This is a genomic window from Haloprofundus salilacus, assembly GCF_020150815.1.
GTDB lineage: Archaea > Halobacteriota > Halobacteria > Halobacteriales > Haloferacaceae > Haloprofundus > Haloprofundus salilacus.
The window spans coordinates 2,166,506-2,186,564 of record NZ_CP083723.1; the positions used below are offsets into that span (position 1 = coordinate 2,166,506).

Genomic DNA, 20,059 nt, shown 5'->3' on the forward strand with positions numbered 1-20,059 from the left:
ATGGCGGACTGGACGACGTTCGCGGGGTTCGCGGGCGTCGTCCTCGTTCTTCTACTTTTGTTGGCGCGCGCGTCGCAAGAAGTCGTGAGCGACGCGCCCGTCGCCGACGAGGCTGCCGACCGGACGGCCGAATCCGACGCTCCCGAGCGTCCGAGACACCTCGAAGACGTGCAGTTCCCCGGGCGGGTCCAGTACGGTCCCGTTCCCGACCGTCGGCCCGCCGGTGCCGAAGACGGCGAAGGCGAGACGGTCGACGGTGGAGCCGAGACGGTCGACGGCGGAGAGAGGGCGGTGAGCGGCGTCGACGAGTCCGACGATAGGACGGCGCTCGGCGAACTCTCCACGGGGGCGCTGTTGGCGAACGTCGCCCTTTCGCAGGGGCTATTCGCCGGACTGCTGCTCGCCGGCGCGTGGTATGCGCAGATTCCGGCATCGGCGTTCGGCGTCACCGCGTCGACGACAACCCTCCGCGTGCTCGGCGTCGGCGTCGCCGTCGGCGTCGTCCTCTACGTCGCGAACGAGGCGGCGGCGACGGTCGGCGAGCGGTTCGGTCTGGGCGGCGGCGAGGCGCTCCGGGAGGCGCTGGCACCCGACTCCGCGGGCGGGTGGGTCGTGCTGCTTCTCGTCGTGCTCCCCGTCGTCGCCGGATTCGAGGAACTGCTGTTTCGCGGGGCGCTCGTCGGCGTCCTCGCCGAGGGGTTCGGCGTCTCCCCGTGGCTCCTCGCCCTCCTCTCCTCGGTCGCCTTCGGTCTCGGCCACGGCGCGCAGGGACCGGTCGGCGTCGTCGTCACCGGCGCGCTCGGGTTCGCGCTCGCGGCGGCGTTCGTCCTCACGGAGAGTCTGCTCGTCGTCGTCGTCGCCCACTATCTGGTGAACGCGCTGGAGTTCGCCGTCCACGAGGGACTCGGTTGGGAGTGGACGGGCCGGGAACGAACGAGTTAGGGTCCCGGAGTCGAAATCGCGGAGCGAATGGCTACCCTCGAATCGCTGCCGCGAAGCGTTCGCGTCCTCCTCGCCGTCGTCGTCGTCGTCGTCGCCGTCGCCGCGATGTACGGCACTGCAACGGGCGACGCGGCGCTGTCGTCGCTGTGGACGCTCGTCTACGCGACGCTGTTTTTTGTCTGGGCGGTACAGCTGTGGGAGGGCCGCGGCGACGGGTCGGCACTGCGCGTCGTCGGCGCGGGTGCGCTCTTCGTCGCAGCGTTCGTCTGGACGCTGGAGTTCGCCGGCCTGTTCCGGAGCGGGGCCGTAGGTGCCGTCGTCGACGTGGTCACGCTTCTGGCCGTCGTCCTCGGCGTCGGCGCGTACCTCAAACTGGAGACGTTCGGCGACGAACAGGGCTGAACCACCATATTCGAGACTCAGCCATCCTCGCTTCCCATCGTCGCCACGATGGGCTTCATCGGTGATGACGGGGTCGGTGATATCGGTGCTGAACGTGTGGTCGATCAGCTGACAGGAAATTACTTAGCTACTAACTGAACAGTGTGCTCATGAGTAAAGTCGTGCTGTCGGACGGTGCGCGTCTCGCGTTGGTTTTTCTGAGTTCGGTATCAGTTCTAATCGCCGTTCTCACCGTGTACGAGGCGTTCGCAGTACGGTCCTTCGACGCCTCCGGTAACGAGTTGAGCGAAGCGTCGGACTCAAGAGAATACTGGGATACCGTTCGTCCGATTTTGGTACGAGGTGCGCTCGGAATCGCCGGTATCGGTTGCGTTGTGTATCTCACCGGACTACCGGTCGAGTTTCTGCTCTTAGAGACCACGCTCGATGCCGTTTTGGCCGCGCTGGGAATCGGTGTCCTCGTCGGCGTTGGGCTTATGGCCGCACAGAAGCTGTTCTTCGGCGTCACCTACCGGTTCGGGTACGAACACGACATGACGACTTTCGAGTTGCTCTCCCCGGACACGAGTGACGAGTGGGTGTTGCATCTCGGACTGTTCTTGCCGGTGGTTGCGGTGTACGAAGAACTCGTGTTCAGGGTCGGACTCATCGCGCTCGGATACAGTGCCTTCGGGGTCGACACGTGGACCCTTGTCGCGGTGAGCGCAGTCTTGTTTGGTCTGGCACACCGGCAACAAGAGTGGGGTGGCGTCGTCATTATGGGTATCTCCGGTATCGCCTTTGGGGCCGTCTACCTCTGGACGGCGAGTCTCTTGACCGTCGTCATCGCCCACTACTCAATGAACGTCCTCGCGTTCGCTGTCTACGCATACGAAGAGACCGACCCATCGATGGAGATACAACCGACGTGACGCTACCCCTGCTCGACCCGCCGAAGCGCGGCGGCCACGTCCTCCGGCGTAGCGCCCGTCGCCTCGATTCGGTGGTCGGGAATGAGAAGCGGCACCGGGTTCGAACGGAGCGCCTCCTCGACGAGTCGAACGTCCTTCGCCTCGTCGTCGTCCAGACCCGCCAGCCGCGCCAGTCGCTCGACGGAAATCGTCTCGCCGTACGGGACGTTCCGCGCTGCCTCGAGCACTTTCCGCTGGTCGGTCGGCACCGTCAGCGCGACGGGCGCGTCGTCGAAGTGGTCCTTCGCGCCGTCGAGGTAGTCGAAGATGCGGTTCAAAAGCGGGTGGTCGGTCTCGGCGTCGTCGGGCATCGAGTCGGGGAAGGAGACGTTGATGACGCGACCCCCGACGACGCCGAGTTGAACGACGGCGCCGAGCGTCGGCGACTCACGCGCGTAGATTCCTGCGTCTTCCATGGTCGAACCGAGGGCGGGGCCGCTCTTCAAAGGGCCGCTCGCGGTTCCACAGACACAATACTTATGAACAGATTAGTGCATTAGTGTACAGTGATGAACGACACAGAGGAGGTCGCCCCGGCGGTGCAGTCGATACTCGCCGCCGCGCGCGACCGAGACGGCGGGAGCGAGCGGCTCTCGGTCGACGCGCGGTCGTTGCCCGAGGCGTTCGCCGCCGCCGAGGCCGACGGCCGAATTCCGGTTATCGCGGAGGTAAAGCCGACGAGTCCGACGACCGATGGGACGCGCGACGACGACCCGGTCGAACTCGCCCGCGAGATGGTCGACGGCGGCGCGGCGGCGCTGTCGGTACTGACCGAACCCGACCACTTCGGCGGATCGACGGAGAATCTCCGGCAGATTCGTGAGGCCGTCGACGTGCCCGTGCTGCGGAAGGATTTCGTCGTCCGCGAGGACCAGTTGGACGTCGTCGAATCGGACGTCGTGTTGCTCATTGCGCGGTTCGTCGACGACCTCTCTGGCCTCCTCGACGCGGCCGAGGCCCGCGGTTTTCAGGCACTCGTCGAAGTTCACGACGGCGACGAACTCGCCGAAGCCGTCGAGGCGGGGGCCTCCATCGTTGGCGTCAACAACCGCGACCTGGCGAAACTTGAGGTCGACCTCTCCACGTTCGAGTCCGTCGCGCCCGCGGTTCCCAAGGACGTAGTGCTCGTCGCCGAGAGCGGCGTGACCACGCCCGAAGACGTCTGGCGGATGCGCGAAGCGGGCGCCGACGGTCTGCTCGTCGGGTCGGCCATCATGGACGGAGACGTTCGGACGAACACCGAGAGGTTCGTGAAGGCGGAGGCCCACGAGTAACCATGAGCACGAGCGACGGGAAGTTCGGTCGGTACGGCGGACAGTACGTCCCCGAGGCGCTGATGCCCGCCATCGAGGAACTGGAGGAGGCCTACGAGCGCTACGTCCTCGAAAATGGGGACGGGTTCATGGACGAGTTCCGGCAGCGACTTCGCGACTTCGGCGGGCGACCGACGCCGACGCAGTACGCCGAGCGACTGTCGGAGCGCTACGGCCGCGACGTGTACATGAAGCGTGAGGACCTCGTCCACGGCGGCGCGCACAAACTCAACAACGCACTCGGGCAGGTGCTGCTGGCGAAGTACATGGGCAAAGAGCGCATCATCGCCGAGACCGGCGCGGGTCAGCACGGCACCGCGACGGCGATGGCGTGCGCGCACCTCGACTTCGACTGCGAGGTGTACATGGGCGAGCGCGACATCAACCGCCAACGCTCGAACGTCTTCCGGATGAAGATAAACGGTGCGGAGGTCACGCCCGTGACCGTCGGCCGCGGCACGCTCAAGGAGGCCATCTCGGAGACGATGCGCGACTGGGCGACGAACGTCGAGGACACCCACTACGTCATCGGGTCGGTCGTCGGCCCGCACCCGTTCCCGGCGATGGTCCGTGATTTCCAGTCCGTGATTTCGGAGGAGGCCCGCGAGCAGATGCGAGAGCGGGCGGGGACGCTTCCCGACTCCGTGCTCGCGTGCGCGGGCGGCGGGTCGAACACGATGGGCGCGTTCGCCGAGTTCGTCGACGACGAGGACGTGGGTCTCTACGCCGTCGAGGCCGGCGGGTCGTCGCTCGCAGTCGACGAGGAGAACGGCGTCGCGCCCAACTCCGCCTCCTTATCGACCGGCGGCGAGGGCGTGCTCCACGGCGCGCGCACCAAACTGTTGCAGGACCGCGACGGCCAGATCATGGAGTCGCACAGCGTCTCCTCGGGATTGGACTACGCGGGCGTCGGTCCGGAACTCGCCTATCTCGTCGACGGAGGGCGCGTGACGCCGGTCACCGTCGACGACGACGCGGCGCTGGAGGCATTCCACCGGCTCTCGCGGATGGAGGGCGTCATCCCGGCGCTGGAGACGGCGCACGCGTTCGCGTATCTCGAGGAAAACCACGAAGACCTCGGCGAAACAGTTCTCGTGAACGTCTCCGGCCGCGGCGACAAGGATCTGGAGTCAGTCATTGAGGAGACCGAGAAGCGGGGCATCGAGAACGCGCCGGACATGTCGATGTTCTCAGGAGGATTGCGATGAGTCGGATTCCCGAGGCGTTCGCGAACGGACCCGCGTTCATCCCGTATCTCGCCGTCGGCGACCCCGATTACGAGTCGTCGCTGGCGTACGTCGAGGCGCTCGAACGCGGCGGTGCGGACATCATCGAACTCGGCCTCCCCTTCTCGGAACCGGTCGCGGAGGGGCCGACGATTCAGAACGCCGTCGTCCGCGCGCTCGAAGGCGGGATGACGCCGACGCGCTTCTTCGAGTTCGTCGAGGAACTCGACGTCGACGTGCCGCTCGTCTGCATGACGTACTACAATCTCATCTACCGATACGGAGACGAGGACGCCAATCGTCCACGGGCCTTCGTCGAGAGGGCCGCCGAGGTCGGACTCGACGGCTTCGTCGTCCCCGATCTCCCCGCCGAGGAGGCCGACCCACTCCGGGAGGCGTGCGACGAGTTCGACCTCGACCTCGTCTTCATCGTCGCGCCGACGACGGAGGGCGAGCGACTGGAGCGAATCATGGAGCAGGTCTCGGGCTACGTCTACGTCCAGGCACGCCTCGGCGTCACGGGCGCGCGAAGCGACGTGTCGGCGCAGACCGACGAGAGTCTCGCTCGACTCGACGACTGGGACGTGCCGAAAGCTGTCGGCTTCGGCATCAAGACCGGCGACCACGCTGAGCGCATTGTCGCCGGCGGCGCCGACGGCATCATCGTCGGCAGCGCGCTGGTCGACATAGTGGCCGAGGGCCACGAGAACGGCGACTCGGCCGAAGCGGTCGCTGACCGCCTCGAAACGAAGGCGCGCGAACTGAGCGAGGGAGCGTCCCGCGGGTTCGCGCAACGCCCACCGCATCCGGAACGCACATAACCGTACACTGGCACAGATTCACATACCCATGAACACAGGAATCCACGCACGACTCGACCGCATCTCCACAGAGGGCCGATTTCTCGTCGTCCCGATGGACCACGGAATCACGCTCGGGGCCGTAAAAGGCCTCAAGAACATCGAATCGACTATCTCGGCGGTGACGCGCGGAGGGGCCGACGCCGTCCTCACCCAGAAGGGAATCGCCCCGCGCGTCCACCCGCACAAGAACGGCCGCGGTTACATTGTCCACCTCAACGCCTCCACCGTCATCGGCCCCGACAGCAACGACAAACGAATGACCGGTACCGTCGAAGAAGCGGTTCGCGTCGGCGCCGACGCCGTCTCTCTGCATCTCAACGTCGGCAGCAACTACGAACCCAAACAACTGGAGGACCTCGCGCGTGTCACCGACGACGCCGAGCGACTCGGTATTCCCGTACTCGCGATGGCGTACGCCCGCGGCCCCGACATCGACGGCAGTAACCCGGAAGCGCTCGGCCACGCGGTCAGACTCGCCGAGGAGGCGGGCGCGCACGTCGTCAAGACCGGCTACAGCGGCAACGCCGAGACGTTCGAGCACGTCGTCGAGTCGACGCGCCTTCCGGTGGTCATCGCCGGCGGGAGCAGAGGAACCGACTACGAGACGGTCGAGATGGTCCGCGGGGCGATGGACGCGGGCGCGGCGGGCGTCTCGATGGGCCGCTCCATCTTCCAGCACGACGACCCCGAGGCCATCACGCGCGCCGTCTCTGCCGTGCTCCACGACGACCAGTCGACTGAGGAAGCGCTCGAACACGCCGATCTCGGCATCGAAGCCTGAACCGGCGGACGGGTGGGGGTTCGGCCCTCCAGCGAACGGAACTTTTTGTCGCCGTCGCGCGAACGGGAGGTATGGCAACGACGAGTTTCGACTTCGACGGCGAGACGGTCATCGTGACGGGCGGCTCCTCCGGCATCGGGCGGTCGATGGCGACGCGCTTCGGTGAGGCGGGCGCGACGGTCGTCGTCGCCGACGTACGCGAAGACCCCAAGGACGTGGGCGAGGAGACGCCGACGCACGAACTGATTCGCGAGATGGGCAGCGACGCCGAGTACGTCGAGACGGACGTGAGTGACCGCGACGAAGTCGAATCCGTCGTCGAGGCGGCCCGCGAGTACGGCGGCGTCGACGTGATGGTGAACAACGCGGGCCTGTTCGTTGAGGGCGACATGCTAGACCTCTCGCCCGAAGAGTTCCGACAGGTTCACCGCGTCAACGTCGACGGCGTCTTTTTCGGCGTGCAGGCGGCGGCCAGCGACATGCTCGACCGCGGGGAACCGGGCTGTATCGTCAACACCGCCTCCATCTCCTCGAACCTCGCCCAGCACGGGCAGGTGCAGTACGACTCGACGAAGGGTGCGGTGCGGATGATTACCCGCGGCGCGGCGCTCGAACTGGCCGAACACGGCATCCGCGTCAACGCCGTCGCGCCCGGACAGATAGCGACGGAGTTCGTGGAGGGACTTACCGAAGAGCAGCAAGAGAAAGCCGAACACGGCGGCTTTCTGAAGCCGATTCCGCTAGGTCGCGCCGGAAAACCCGACGACGTCGCCGACGCGGCGGTGTTTCTGGCGACGGAAGGTGCGGGCTACATCACCGGCGAACTGTTGCACGTCGACGGCGGCTGGCAGATCTGTTGAGGCGTCCGCCCCCGACGACGCCAGTACTGACCAAAAGATATCATCTGAGCAAACTTTATTATCCAGTGATTTAAATCGGGGTCGATGCTCGAAGACTCACTCTCGTACCCGACGAAAGGTGACGGTGGAATCGCGCGACTACTCATCGGCGGCGTTCTGCTGTTCTTCAGTTGGCTCGTCGTCCCCGTATTTCTCGTCTCGGGCTACCTCGTCCGCACCGCAGGGTCGGTGTCGTACGGCGACGAGGACCCACCGGCGTTCGAAGATTGGGGCGGCCTCCTCGTCGACGGTCTAAAAGCGACAGTCATCACCGTCGCGTACAGTTTCGTCCCCGTCGCCATCGTCGCCGTAATGCTGCTCGTCGTCCTCGGCGGCGGTTCCGCCGGCGGCAACGCCGGGGGCCTTCTCGCCGGCGTGGGGTTGCTGGGAATGCTTCTTGTGCTTCCGGCTGCACTCGTCGTCACCTACCTGCTGCCCGCGGCGCTCATCAACTTCGCGCGCGAGGACTCGCTCGGCGCCGCGTTCGACTTCTCGACGCTGAAGCCGGTGTTGCTCAGCCAGCAGTACATCGTCGCGACGGTGCTCGTGTTCGTCGTCTCCATCGTCGGCGGGATGATTTTGAGCTTCCTCAGCGCGATCCTCGTCGGCATCGTGCTCGCGCCGTTCTACTACTTCTGGCTCGGCCTCGCCAGTCAGTTCATGTTCGGTCGCGCCTTCGCCGAAGTCGCGAACGCCCGCGACGGGGCGACCCCGGCGGCGGCGCCAGTCGCGGACGACTGAGGTCGTTCACGGAGGCTGTGCGACTCTCGACCGTATCCGACCCCGACTTTTACCGACGCTCCCTGTCGCATCCGCCACGTTCAAGCCACGTCGCCGAGAGTGAGCGATAATGACACGGAGCGTCTGGTTGAAGGCCGACGACACGGTCGGCGACTGGGAGGTTCGAAAGCAGCGCATCACGACGGGACTCGAAGCGGGCGTCGACTGGGTGCTGGTCGACGAGTCCGACGTGGGCCGCGTCCGCCAACTCGGCGACGTGAAGGTGGCGGCGTTCCGCGACGACGCCGACGTCCACGTCGCCGACGCCGAGGACGAGGGGGAAGAGACTGCCGAGGCCGACGCCTACGTCGTCGGCAAAGACGGCGAGGGCGACGGCACCGTCGACCTCCCCTCGGATTTCTCGGGGTCGGCGGACCTCACGACGCTCCGCCACAGCGACGACCGCGCGCAGGGCGCGTACATCCACATTCGGGGGAAGGAGTACGAGACTCTCGCCGAACAGGCCGCCCGCGACGCCGACCACACGCTCGTCGTCGGCGAGGACTGGCAGATAATCCCCCTCGAAAATCTCATCGCGCGCATCGGCGACCAGACCGAACTCGTCGCGGGCGTCACCTCCGCCGAGGAGGCCCGCGCGGCGTTCGAGACGCTTGAGCACGGCGCCGACGGCGTACTTCTCGACTCGGACAATCCCGACGAGATTCGGGAGACCGTCAAAGTGCGCGACGCCACCGAGCGCGAGCAGCTCGACCTCCAGTGGGCCGAAGTCGTCTCGGTCGAACGCGTCGGGATGGCCGACCGCGTCTGCGTCGACACCGGGAGCCTCCTCGAACACGACGAGGGGATGCTCGTCGGGTCGATGTCGCGGGGGCTGTTCTTCGTCCACGCCGAGACAGCCGAGTCGCCGTACGTCGCCTCCCGACCGTTCCGCGTCAACGCTGGGGCGGTCCACGCCTACGTCCGTACACCCGACGGTGGGACAAAGTACCTCTCGGAACTGAAGAGTGGCGACGAGGTACAGGTCGTCGACACCGAGGGTCGGACCCGCGAAGTCATCGTCGGACGCGTCAAGATAGAGAAGCGCCCGATGTTCCGCGTGGAGGTCGACGTGGAGGGAGACCACGTCGAGACGCTGCTGCAGAACGCCGAGACCATCAAAGTGCCGACGAGCGAGGGCCGCAAAGCCGTCACCGACCTGCAGGCGGGCGACGAACTTCTGCTCTACTACGAGCAGGTGGCGCGGCACTTCGGCGAAGCGGTCGAAGAGAGTATCATCGAGAAGTAGGCGGACTCACGGTCTTCGAGCGCTCAGCGGTCAATTTCCGATTCTCCGGCTGCGAGCGCCTCCGTGAACGCTGCCGTGCCCCGGACGTCGGCCAGCGCCACGGGCGGATTGGGGTCATCGGGACGCGGGCGCAGCGCTCGGGAGAGCCACTGCACGTCGTGCCACTCGCCGCGTTTGTATCCGACTTTTTTGTAGACGCCGACCGGTTCGAAACCCATCGTGCGGTGAAAGCCGACGCTCGCGGGGTTCGGCAGCGTCGTCCCCGCGTAGACGTTCACGTAGCCCTGCGCTTCGAGAATCCCGAACAGTGCCGTATAGAGTCCGCGGGCGACGCCGCGCCGCCGTGCGTCGTCGGCAACGTAGACGGAGGAGTCGACCGACCACCGGTAGGCGTCGCGCTTGCGGTGTGCCCCGGCGTACGCGTAGCCGACGACGCGCCCGTCGCGCTCGTAAACAACCCACGGATGCGCTTCGAGCGTCGTCGCGATTCGCTCGCGGAACTCGTTTTCGGTCGGCGGCGTTGTCTCGAAGGAGATGGCCGTGTCGCGGACGAACGGTTCGTATATCCGCCGAACGTCGTCGGCGTCCTTCTGCGTAGCGAGTCGGATCATGCGCGACGAGAACACCTCCTGCGCTAAATACGTTGTATGAAATCGTCCGAGGGATGAAAGAGCCGGATACAGGGTCGAGAGAGGTTACGAACGCCAAATTCGACGAGAGGTTCACGAAATCTCACTCGTATCCGAGTCAGTAATTTTCAGCCATGTCCCATACGCAAGCTTCTTTAGGAATCCTGTGGACGAATCGAATACGCAATGGCTGTACTTTGGCTGGATGACGTACGCGCCGCCGACATCGACTCCGTCGGTGGTAAGGGTGCCTCGCTGGGCGAACTCACGGCCGCGAGGCTTCCCGTCCCGCCGGGATTCGTCGTGACCGCCGACACCTATCGGACGTTCATCGAGGAGGCAGGCATCGACGAGGAACTGTTCGAGGCGATGGAGATCGATCCCGAGGACTCGAAGGCGCTCGCCGCCGCCCACGAGCGCGCTCACGAACTCATCACGGAGACGGAACTCCCCGAGGACGTTCGCGAGGAGATTCTGGAGGCGTACCGCTCCGTCGGGGACGGGGAAGCGTTCGTCGCCGTCCGGTCGTCGGCCACCGCCGAGGACCTGCCGGACGCCTCCTTCGCCGGTCAACAGGAGACGTTCCTCAACGTCCGCGAGGAGAAACTCGTCGAGCGCGTCAAGGAGTGCTGGGCGTCGCTGTTCTCGCAGCGCGCCATCTACTACCGGACGCGACAGGGCTTCTCGCACGACAAAGTCGACATCGCCGTCGTCGTCCAGCAGATGGTCGACGCCGAGAAGAGCGGCGTGATGTTCACGTCGCACCCCTCGACGGGCGAACCGCGCATCATCATCGAGGCAGCGTGGGGACTCGGCGAAGCCGTTGTCTCCGGGTCGGTGTCGCCCGACAACTACGTCGTCGACCGCGAGACCGCGAGCGTCGAGGAGGAGACGCTCGCCGACAAGAAGCTGATGATGGTCAAAGACCAAGAGACGGGCGAGACGTCGACCGTGGACGTCCCCGAGGAGAAGCGCACCGCACGCGTGCTCTCGGACGGCGAAATCGAGCGCCTCGTCGAACTCGGCTGCGAGGTCGAAGACCATTACGGGACGCCGCAGGACGTGGAGTGGGCTGTCCACGAGGGCGAGGTGTACATGCTCCAGTCGCGACCGATAACGACGATATCCGACGACAGCGGCGTCGAGATGGCCGCTGACGGCGACGGGGTCGACGCGACGACGCTATCGTCGAACGGCAACAGCGGGAAAAACGAGACGGAGTCGTCGAGCGGGGACACGCTCCTCCGCGGACTGGGCGCGAGTCCCGGCATCGTCTCGGGCGCGGCCCGCATCGTCACCAAACTCGACCAGCTCGACAAAGTCTCCGACGGCGACATCATCGTCACCGAGATGACGATGCCCGACATGGTGCCGGCAATGAAGCGCGCCGCCGGCATCGTCACCGACGAGGGTGGGATGACGAGCCACGCCTCCATCGTTTCGCGGGAACTCGGCGTCCCCGCCGTCGTCGGCACCGGCAGCGCGACTCGCGAACTCTCGGACGGGCAAGTAATCACCATCGACGGCGACAAAGGGACGATTCGCGAGGGGAAGCAGACGAAGAAGGACGAGGAACACGAACCCGTCGAGGAGGTTCGGCCGAAGACGCCGGTCAAACCGATGACCGCGACGGAGGTGAAAGTGAACGTCTCTATCCCCGAAGCGGCGGAACGCGCCGCGGCCACCGGCGCGGACGGCGTCGGCTTGCTCCGGATCGAGCACATGGTGCTGTCGCTCGGAAAAACGCCCGAGAAGTACATCGCCGACAACGGCGAGAAGGCGTACGTCGACGAACTCGTCGAGGGAATCCGGACCGTCGCCGACGAGTTCTACCCCCGTTCGGTCCGGGTCCGAACGCTCGACGCGCCGACCGACGAGTTCCGCCAGTTGGAGGGCGGCGACGGCGAACCGAAGGAACACAACCCGATGCTAGGTTACCGCGGCATCCGTCGGAGTCTCGACACGCCCGAGGCGTTCGCCCACGAACTGGAGGCGTTCCGCCACCTCTGGGAGATGGGCTACGACAACGTCGAACTGATGCTGCCGCTGGTCAACGACGCCGAGGACGTCTACCGCGCGACGAAACTCATGCGCGAAGCGGGCATCGACCCCGAGAAGCGGACGTGGGGCGTGATGATAGAGACGCCCGCGAGCGCCCTGTCGGTCCGCGAACTCGCGGAGGCGGGCATCGACTTCGCCTCCTTCGGGACGAACGACCTCACCCAGTACACGCTGGCGGTCGACCGCAACAACGAGAACGTCGCCGACCGATTCGACGAACTCCACCCCGCCGTGTTGGAACTCATCGGTTCGACCATCGAGACGTGCCGCGAACTCGGCGTGGATACGAGCATCTGCGGGCAGGCCGGGTCGAAACCGCAGATGGTCCAGTTCCTCGTCAACGAGGGAATCACCTCCATCAGCGCCAACATCGACGCGGTGCGCGACGTCCAACACGAGGTCAAGCGCGTCGAACAGAAACTGGTGCTCGACTCGGTTCGCTGAGCGGCGCTTCCGTCACTCGCCGAGCCAACTGCTCTCAGGCCTCAGTACCATTTTATGTCGGTGACGGCTAACATCACGGTGAGTTGCTTATGTCCTCCACACCGACAGCCACCACCGACCCGCCAGTAGCCGACGGGAGTGACGGCGACAACGACGACGGTTCGTCCGTCGCCGGACGCATCGTCGCGCTGCTCGTCGCCGTCAGTCTCCTCGTCACCAGTTTCGTAGTCGGAACGGTCGCCAGTCTCGCGGTCATCGTTCCGCTGCTGTTTCTCGGCTTCGGCGTCACCTCGACGGCCGTCCTCGTCCTCGGGTCAATTCCACAGCAACTGACGTTCGCGGGTATTGGCGCGCTCTACGCGCATCTCCGTCTTGACTCGCTACCGATTCGCAAACCCAACCGCCGAGAACTGCGGTTCGTCGTGGGAACGACGGTCGTCGCCGTCGTGCTGGCGTCGGCGCTGTCGTACGCGCTGACGCTCATTGGAATCGAACCGGTCGAGAGCGTCATCGGTGAGGTGGCCCAAGCGGACCCGTCGGTGCTGCTCGTACTCGCCGTCCTCTCTATCTTCCTCGTCGCTCCCGCCGAGGAACTGCTGTTCCGCGGCGCGATTCAGGGCCGCCTCCGAACCGCCTACGGCCCGGTCGCGGGTATCGCGCTCGCCAGCGCGATCTTCGCGTCGATCCACGTGTTCAACTTCGTCGGGAATTCCCTCGCTGTCGTCGCCGCGACGGGCGTCATCTTCGTCACGGGGTCGATACTCGGTATCGCTTATGAGCGAACCGGTAATCTCGCCGTCCCGATACTGATTCACGCCGCCTACAACACGACGCTATTCACCATATCGTACGTTCAACTCGTCGGACTCTGAGTCGACGGCGACCCCGATTCACCGCGTTCGACGCCCGACACTGGTTCGCCGCCACTCCGTCGTCTTGTCGCCACCCCGTCACCTCGCCGCCACCGGGCGACTCCACCGCCGAGCGAGAGCGGAACGGATAAACGATGGCAAAAATTACTGTCGCCGTATGCAGCGCGCCGTCCCGCAGGACTTCTCCCGCGTGCTCTCGTCGATGTGTACGGAACCGCATCCCGCGGCGCGGGAGGCGGCGGTGCGCTTTCTCGCGACGAACCCCGGCGACCCTGCCACCTACCAGTCGGTCGCCGAGGTGGAGCGGGAAGTGGTCGCGGCGCTCGGAGAGATGACCGGCCTCCCGGACGCACACGGCTATGTCGCCAGCGGCGGCACGGAGGCGAACGTCCAAGCTGTTCGGGCGGCCCGGAACCGCGCCCGCGACGAGTGGTCGACGCCGCCGGAGACGCCGAACGTCGTCGCCCCCGAGAGCGTTCACTTCAGTTTCCGGAAGGCGGCCGACGTCCTCGGCGTCGAATTGCGCACGGTGCCGGTCGACGACGACTACCGTGCGGACCTCGACGCCGTTCGCGCGAGCGTCGATTCGGAGACGGTGCTCGTCGTTGGCGTCGCCGGTTCGACGGAGTACGGCCGCGTCGACCCGATTCCCGAACTCGCGACCATTGCCCACGACGCCGGCGTCGACAATCGGGCGTTCCTCCACGTCGACGCCGCGTGGGGCGGGTTCGCGCTCCCGTTCACCGACCACGCGTGGAACTTCGCGCACGCGGACGTGGACACGATGACGATCGACCCGCACAAGATGGGGCAAGCGGTGGTTCCGGCGGGCGGCTTCCTCGCCCGCGACCGCGCGACGCTCGACGCGCTCGCCGTCGACACGCCCTACTTGGAATCCACGTCGCAGGCGACGCTCACCGGCACGCGGAGCGGCGCGGGCGTCGCGAGCGCGGCCGCGGCGATGGAGGCGCTCTGGCCCGATGGCTACCGCGAGCAGTTCGAGGTGTCGACGGCGAGCGCCGAGTGGCTGGCGAACGCCCTCGCCGACCGCGGGTTCGCCGTCGTCGACCCCGAACTCCCGCTCGTCGCCGCCTCGATACCGGACCCGCTATTCGACGCGCTCCGCGACGCCGGGTGGCGCATCTCGCGGACGTCGGCGGGCGAACTCCGGGTCGTCTGCATGCCGCACGTGACCCGCGAGACGCTCCGGCGGTTCGTCGCCGACGTCGACTCGTTCTCGTCGGCGTGAACGTCGCCGCGCCGGACCGCAGTCCGGCCAAACCTGAAGGTTTACAACGTCACACAGTCCAGACTCAGGTGTGACCGCGCTGCTCCCCGCGTTCGACCTCGCACTCGGTATCCTTCCGGATTTCTCGTGGATGGAGCGCGCCGTCGAACATGCCACCGGGTGGTTCGGCCTCGTCATCATCTTCGTCTACTCGTTTCTCATCGCCTTCGCGCTGCCGGGCGTGAGCGAAGTCGTCCTCGCCGCGCCGCTGAATCTGGGTCTCGACTACGCCGGGCGGATGACGGTCATCATCCTCGTCAGCGCCTCCGGCAAAGCTCTCGGGAGCCTCTTCGCGTTCCACATTGGCCAAGAGGCGAAAGACTCCGGTATCATCATGCGGTGGCTCCAGCGGTTGCCGGTCGATGTTATCGCGTGGTCCGAGAAGCAGACGCTGAAGATCGCGCGTAAGTGGGGGTACGGCGGTCTCGCCATCGCGCTCTGCGTCCCCTTCTTCCCGGACACGCTCTCGATATACGCCTTCTCGATACTGGAGGAAGATTACGTGAAGTTCGCGGCAGCGACGTTCGTCGGCAGCGCCGGGCGACTGCTCTTCACGCTGGCGCTCATCCACGGCGTCGCCGCGGTGCTGTGAGCGGGTCTCGTTCCGGTCTCCTCGACTGCGCTCAGTGCGCCCAGTGCCGGGAGCGTTAAATCGCTTGAGGCTCTCTCGGCCAGTGTGACCCGACAGACCCGCCTACCGGGCGTTCGCTTCGACGATTCCGGGATGCGTATGCGACTCTTCTAGCGCCGGGTGGACCTGTCGGTTCGTCCGTCGGTCGGTAACGCGACTCGACGGACGTTCGCCGTGAAACTCGGACTGTCGATTCCTCCCGTCCAGCGGCGCGCCTCGTCGCCGCGGAGGGGCGTACCGCGAGTCGAGCACACGAACCACGAACCAGCGGGCTTTAGGCCCGCATTCACGATACAAAAAACAGATGAGTCACGAGCAGTTTCCCACGGACCAGCCAGCGGTGGTGACCTGTGGGTTGCCGTACGCCAACGGCGACCTGCACGTCGGCCACCTCCGAACGTACGTCGGCGGCGACGTCTACTCGCGTGCCCTGCGCAAACTCGGCCAGAAAACCGCGTTCGTCAGCGGGTCGGACATGCACGGCACGCCCGTCGCCGTCAACGCCGAGAAGGAGGGCGTCACCCCCGAGGAGTTCGCCCTCGACTGGCACGAGACGTACGAGGAGACGTTCCCGGAGTTCAACGTCGAGTTCGACAACTACGGCCACACCCACGACGGGACGAACACGGAGTTGACCAAGGAGTTCGTCCGAACCCTCGACGAGAACGGACACGTCTACGAGAAGACCATCATGGTCGCCTACGACCCCGAGGAGGACCAGTACCTCCCCGACCGCTACGTCGAGGGCGAGTGCCCGTACTGCGGGGCGAAAGCCCGCGGCGACGAGTGCGACGAGGGCTGTCAGCGCCACCTTGAACCCGGCGAGATCGTCGACCCCGTCAGCACCATCACAGGCAACCCCGCCGAGTACCGTGAGCGGACGCACAAGTTCTTCCGCGTCTCGGTGTTCCAGGAGTATCTGCAGGAGTTCATCGACCGCCTCGAAGGCACCTCGAACGCCCAGAACCAGCCCCGCGAGTGGATCGAGGGCGAACTGCAGGACTGGTGTATCACCCGCGACATGGACTGGGGTATCGACTACCCCGGCGAGGAGGCAGAGGACTTGGTTCTCTACGTCTGGGTCGACGCCCCCATCGAGTACGTCTCCTCGACGAAGCAGTACACCGAGCGCGTCGGCGCCGAGGAGTACGACTGGACCGAGGTCTGGCAGGAAGACGGTGACATCGTCCACGTCATCGGCCGCGACATCATCCAGCACCACACCGTCTTCTGGCCCGCGATGCTCCGCGGCGTCGATTACGAGGAACCGCGCGCCGTGATGGCCAGCGGCTTCGTCACGCTCGGCGGCAAGGGCTTCTCTACCTCCCGAAATAGAGCAGTCTGGGCCGACGAGTATCTCGACGAGGGGTTCGACCCCGACCTGCTGCGCTACTACCTCGCCACCAACGGCGGCTTTCAGCAGGACGTCGACTTCTCGTGGTCGAAGTTCCAGGAGCGCGTCAACGGCGAACTCGTCGGCACCGTCGGCAACTTCCTCTACCGATCGCTTTTGTTCGCCTACCGGAACTACGAGGGGACGCCCAAGGCGGCGGTGTCCGAGGAGGTCAAGAGTCGCATCGAAGGAGCCATCCGCGACTTCGGCGAGGCCGTCAACGACTACTCGGTCCGGAAGGCGGGGTTGGCGACGGTCGAACTCGCCCGCTTCGGCAACGAGTACATCCAGCGGAACGAGCCGTGGAAGCTCACGGACGAAGAGCCGGAGAAAGCGGCGCAGGTCATCCGCGACTGCGTCCAGATCGCGAAGGCCGTCGCCGTCCTCTTCGAACCGGTCGCGCCCGGCAAGTCGGAGCGCCTCTGGGACGCCCTCGGCGAGAAGGGTTCGGTCCACGACGTCGAGGTTCACGCAGCGCTCGACGCGCCGCCCGCGTCGTTCGAGGAACCGACCGAACTGTTCGAGAAGATCGAAGACGAGCGCGTCGAGGAACTCAACGAGAAACTCGACGAGCGCGTCGCCGAAGCGACGGCGGGCGAGGAAGGCGGCGCCGAGGAAGAGGGCGACGAAGAAGTCGAAATCGAGGAGCCCGAAACGGACGCCCACGCCGATGCGGGCGACCTCGAACCCATCGCCGAAGACAGAATCAGCTTCGACGAGTTCCAGGCGCTCGACCTTCGCGTCGGCGAAGTCGTCTCCGCCGAGGGCGTCGACGGTGCGGACAAACTGGCGAAACTCGAAGTCGACATCGGCCACGAAGTCCGCCAGATCGTCGCCGGCATCAAACAGCTACACGACCTCGACGAACTGCCTGGCAAGCGCGTCGTCGTCGTCGCCAACCTCGAAAAGGCCGAACTGTTCGGCGTCGAGTCGAACGGGATGCTGCTGGCCGCGGGCGAGCAGGCCGACATCCTGACGACGCACGGCGACTCGGTTCCGGGGACGAAAGTTCGGTAACTGCGGGCGGTTCGACTTCGCCGTCTGCGTTCGAGCGAGCGCGTCGACCTCGACCCGGCGGCGGTATCGTCTCAGAAAAAGGGTGGCGGCGTACACGGATCGGAGTCAGCTTTCTCTGCGGAACTCGTCGACCAATTGCACGTAGTCGTCGGTCACCAACGCTATCTGGTTCGCGTCGAGCGTCAGCGACTCTTCGTCGGGCGCGGCGGAGTCGGCCATGTCCGCTTCGACGCCGGTGTACGGTTTGACCCGCCCGGTCGTTTTCGACGGCGTTCACGCGCCCGATTTCGTCGCCGTCCGGCGTGACGACGGGCTTGCCGACCGCTTTCTCAGTGACGTGCTCCATAGCACGAAACCGTACGACTGCGAGCGATTTATAGCTCGGTTTGTGACGAAAAGCTTGGGGGCCGAGTCGCGGGCGGTCACCCCATGGCCGTCCTATATAATCGTTCACTCGGAGGCGAGTTTCATCGTCGGGGTTTTTTAGCTGCACAGGCGTATCGCCCAGTATGAGAAACGCCAAAATCGTCTGCACGCTGGGTCCGGCGTCGGACGACCGAGGGACGATTCGGGCGCTTGCGGATGCCGGAATGTCGGTCGCGCGGTTGAACGCGAGTCATGGTACGACGGACCACCGAGAAACAGTCGTCGACCGCATCCAGGCTGTCGACGAAGCGACGGAAGACCCGCTGGCGTCGATGGTCGACCTGCAGGGCCCCGAAGTCCGCACCGCCCCGCTGGACGAACCGATCACGCTCGAGACCGGCTCCGAGGTCCACTTCTTCGAGGGTGACACTGCGACGCCCGAGCAAGTCGGCCTCTCGCTGCCCATCGACGCCGCCGACCCCGGCCACACGATCCTGTTGGACGACGGCCGCATCGAGGCGACGGTCGAACGCGTCGTCGACGACGGTGTCGTCGCCCGCATCGACTCTGGCGGCGAACTCGGCGGTCGCAAAGGGGTCAACGTGCCGGGCGTCGAGCTCGACATCGACCTCATTACCGAGAAAGACCGACGGGAGATAGAACTCGCCGCCGAAAAGGGCGCCGACTTCGTGGCGGCGAGTTTCGTCCGTGACGCGGGCGACGTGTACGCCATCAGCGACGCCATCGAGGAGGCCGGCGGTGACATCCCCGTCATCGCGAAAATCGAACGCGCAGGCGCGGTCGAGAACCTCGACGGCATTATCGACGCCGCCTACGGCGTGATGGTCGCCCGCGGCGACCTAGGTGTCGAGTGTCCGCTCGAAGACGTGCCGATGATACAGAAGCGCATCATCAGCAAATGTCACGCCGACGGCGTCCCCGTCATCACCGCGACGGAGATGCTCGACTCGATGGTCAACGCGCGGCGACCGACCCGCGCGGAAGCCTCGGATGTCGCCAACGCCGTCCTCGACGGCACCGACGCCGTGATGCTCTCCGGCGAGACGGCTATCGGTGACCACCCGGTTCGCGTCGTCGAGACGATGGACCGCATCGTTCGCCGGATAGAGGCCAGCGACGAGTACGACGAGACCCAGGAGCAGCGCGTTCCCACGGCAACCGGCGAGTCACGGACCGAGGCGCTCGCCCGCTCGGCGCGCTACCTCGCCCGCGACATCGGCGCGACGGCCATCGTCGCGGCGTCCGAATCGGGCTACACCGCCCGGAAGACGGCGAAGTTCCGCCCCGGGGTACCGGTCATCGCGACGACGCCGAACGACCGCGTCCGCCGCCAGCTGTCGCTGTCGTGGGGCATCAACGCGCAGTATGCCGACTACCGCGAGAGCGCCGAGGAAGTGATGCAGGGCGGGGTCAACGCGGCGCTGGAAGCGGGCGTCGCCGAGAGCGGCGACACGCTCGTCGTCCTCTCGGGGATGATGACCGAACTCGAGGAGACGAACACGACGAACATGCTGAAGGTCCACATCGCCGCCGAGGCGATCGCGACCGGCCGCAGCGTCGTCGGCGGACGCGTGGCCGGATCGGTCGTTCGGTCGACCGACGGCGACCTCTCGGAGATGCCCGAGGGGGCGTTGGTGGCGCTCGACGCCGAGTTCGACGGCGAGTTCTCCGGCGACGTGAACCGACTCGGCGGTATCGTCGACGCGCGCGAGGGGATGACCGGCTACCCGGCACTCGTCGCCCGCGAGGTCGACATCCCGATGATAAGCGGCGCGTCGCTGCCGGAGGAAGTCGCAGACGGGACGCTCGTCACGCTCGACGCCGAGCGCGGCATCGTCTACGACGGCAACGTCATCCGCCACGAGGCGAAACGATAGGCCGACCCCCGCCGGACGTCTACCGCTCCTCCGCTCCGGCGGCAGACATTTTAGCGGG

19 protein-coding genes are annotated in these 20,059 nt (G+C 66.0%); 17 read left to right on the forward strand and 2 right to left on the reverse strand.

What is annotated here, in order from left to right; all coding sequences use genetic code 11:
* The 3 genes from LAQ58_RS11165 (at window position 1) to LAQ58_RS11175 (ending at window position 2,255) form a co-directional block, all read left to right on the forward strand.
* Window positions 1–942: a CPBP family intramembrane glutamic endopeptidase gene (locus LAQ58_RS11165; RefSeq protein WP_224447539.1), complete on the forward strand. Its 942-nt coding sequence runs from the start codon at window positions 1–3 to the stop codon at window positions 940–942.
* A gap of 27 nt (window positions 943–969) precedes the next feature.
* Window positions 970–1,344, forward strand: coding sequence for a hypothetical protein (locus LAQ58_RS11170; RefSeq protein ID WP_224447540.1), 375 nt, complete (start codon window positions 970–972; stop codon window positions 1,342–1,344).
* 149 nt (window positions 1,345–1,493) lie between these two features.
* Complete coding sequence (locus tag LAQ58_RS11175; RefSeq protein ID WP_224447541.1) at window positions 1,494–2,255, forward strand: CPBP family intramembrane glutamic endopeptidase; 762 nt, start codon at window positions 1,494–1,496, stop codon at window positions 2,253–2,255.
* Window positions 2,256–2,257: 2 nt separating this feature from the next.
* On the opposite strand, the gene LAQ58_RS11180 is transcribed toward LAQ58_RS11175, so the two are convergent.
* Entirely contained in the window at window positions 2,258–2,710 is a 453-nt protein-coding gene (locus tag LAQ58_RS11180; protein ID WP_224447542.1) for an MGMT family protein, read from the reverse strand.
* 93 nt (window positions 2,711–2,803) lie between these two features.
* Between LAQ58_RS11180 and trpC the strand changes: the two genes are divergently transcribed.
* From trpC to LAQ58_RS11215, 7 genes are all read left to right on the forward strand, one after another.
* Complete coding sequence (gene trpC, locus LAQ58_RS11185; protein WP_224450164.1) at window positions 2,804–3,568, forward strand: indole-3-glycerol phosphate synthase; 765 nt, start codon at window positions 2,804–2,806, stop codon at window positions 3,566–3,568.
* 2 nt (window positions 3,569–3,570) lie between these two features.
* On the forward strand, window positions 3,571–4,815 hold the full coding sequence (gene trpB / locus LAQ58_RS11190) for a tryptophan synthase subunit beta (RefSeq protein WP_224447543.1): 1,245 nt from the start codon (window positions 3,571–3,573) through the stop codon (window positions 4,813–4,815).
* Window positions 4,812–5,654 (forward strand): tryptophan synthase subunit alpha, encoded by an 843-nt coding sequence (gene trpA, locus LAQ58_RS11195; RefSeq protein ID WP_224447544.1) that lies wholly within the window; start codon window positions 4,812–4,814, stop codon window positions 5,652–5,654. The genes trpB and trpA overlap by 4 nt, the downstream gene beginning before the upstream one ends.
* Before the next feature lie 28 nt (window positions 5,655–5,682).
* Window positions 5,683–6,477 (forward strand): 2-amino-3,7-dideoxy-D-threo-hept-6-ulosonate synthase, encoded by a 795-nt coding sequence (locus LAQ58_RS11200; RefSeq protein ID WP_224447545.1) that lies wholly within the window; start codon window positions 5,683–5,685, stop codon window positions 6,475–6,477.
* Between the two features lie 71 nt (window positions 6,478–6,548).
* Window positions 6,549–7,337 carry an SDR family NAD(P)-dependent oxidoreductase gene (locus tag LAQ58_RS11205; RefSeq protein ID WP_224447546.1) on the forward strand — a complete coding sequence of 263 codons (789 nt, stop codon included), beginning with the start codon at window positions 6,549–6,551 and terminating at the stop codon, window positions 7,335–7,337.
* Window positions 7,338–7,421: 84 nt separating this feature from the next.
* Window positions 7,422–8,117 (forward strand): DUF4013 domain-containing protein, encoded by a 696-nt coding sequence (locus LAQ58_RS11210; RefSeq protein ID WP_224447547.1) that lies wholly within the window; start codon window positions 7,422–7,424, stop codon window positions 8,115–8,117.
* Window positions 8,118–8,226: 109 nt separating this feature from the next.
* A complete protein-coding gene (locus tag LAQ58_RS11215; RefSeq protein WP_224447548.1) occupies window positions 8,227–9,402 on the forward strand; it encodes a 3-dehydroquinate synthase II in 1,176 nt (391 codons plus the stop codon).
* 23 nt (window positions 9,403–9,425) lie between these two features.
* Here LAQ58_RS11215 and LAQ58_RS11220 read toward each other — a convergent pair whose 3' ends face one another.
* Complete coding sequence (locus LAQ58_RS11220; protein WP_224447549.1) at window positions 9,426–10,013, reverse strand: arsinothricin resistance N-acetyltransferase ArsN1 family B; 588 nt, start codon at window positions 10,011–10,013, stop codon at window positions 9,426–9,428.
* A gap of 204 nt (window positions 10,014–10,217) precedes the next feature.
* Between LAQ58_RS11220 and ppsA the strand changes: the two genes are divergently transcribed.
* The 7 genes from ppsA (at window position 10,218) to pyk (ending at window position 20,001) form a co-directional block, all read left to right on the forward strand.
* Window positions 10,218–12,536 (forward strand): phosphoenolpyruvate synthase, encoded by a 2,319-nt coding sequence (gene ppsA, locus LAQ58_RS11225; protein ID WP_224447550.1) that lies wholly within the window; start codon window positions 10,218–10,220, stop codon window positions 12,534–12,536.
* Between the two features lie 89 nt (window positions 12,537–12,625).
* Entirely contained in the window at window positions 12,626–13,408 is a 783-nt protein-coding gene (locus tag LAQ58_RS11230) for a CPBP family intramembrane glutamic endopeptidase (protein ID WP_224447551.1), read from the forward strand.
* 157 nt (window positions 13,409–13,565) lie between these two features.
* Entirely contained in the window at window positions 13,566–14,657 is a 1,092-nt protein-coding gene (gene mfnA / locus LAQ58_RS11235) for a tyrosine decarboxylase MfnA (RefSeq protein ID WP_224447552.1), read from the forward strand.
* Window positions 14,658–14,787: 130 nt separating this feature from the next.
* On the forward strand, window positions 14,788–15,288 hold the full coding sequence (locus LAQ58_RS11240) for a YqaA family protein (RefSeq protein ID WP_224450165.1): 501 nt from the start codon (window positions 14,788–14,790) through the stop codon (window positions 15,286–15,288).
* A 343-nt stretch (window positions 15,289–15,631) separates the two neighbouring features.
* Entirely contained in the window at window positions 15,632–17,737 is a 2,106-nt protein-coding gene (metG, locus tag LAQ58_RS11245; RefSeq protein WP_224447553.1) for a methionine--tRNA ligase, read from the forward strand.
* A 217-nt stretch (window positions 17,738–17,954) separates the two neighbouring features.
* Window positions 17,955–18,224, forward strand: a complete 270-nt coding sequence (locus tag LAQ58_RS11250; protein ID WP_224447554.1) for a hypothetical protein — start codon at window positions 17,955–17,957, stop codon at window positions 18,222–18,224.
* Window positions 18,225–18,246: 22 nt separating this feature from the next.
* Window positions 18,247–20,001 (forward strand): pyruvate kinase, encoded by a 1,755-nt coding sequence (gene pyk, locus LAQ58_RS11255; RefSeq protein WP_224447555.1) that lies wholly within the window; start codon window positions 18,247–18,249, stop codon window positions 19,999–20,001.
* The last annotated feature ends 58 nt before the right edge of the window (window positions 20,002–20,059 follow it).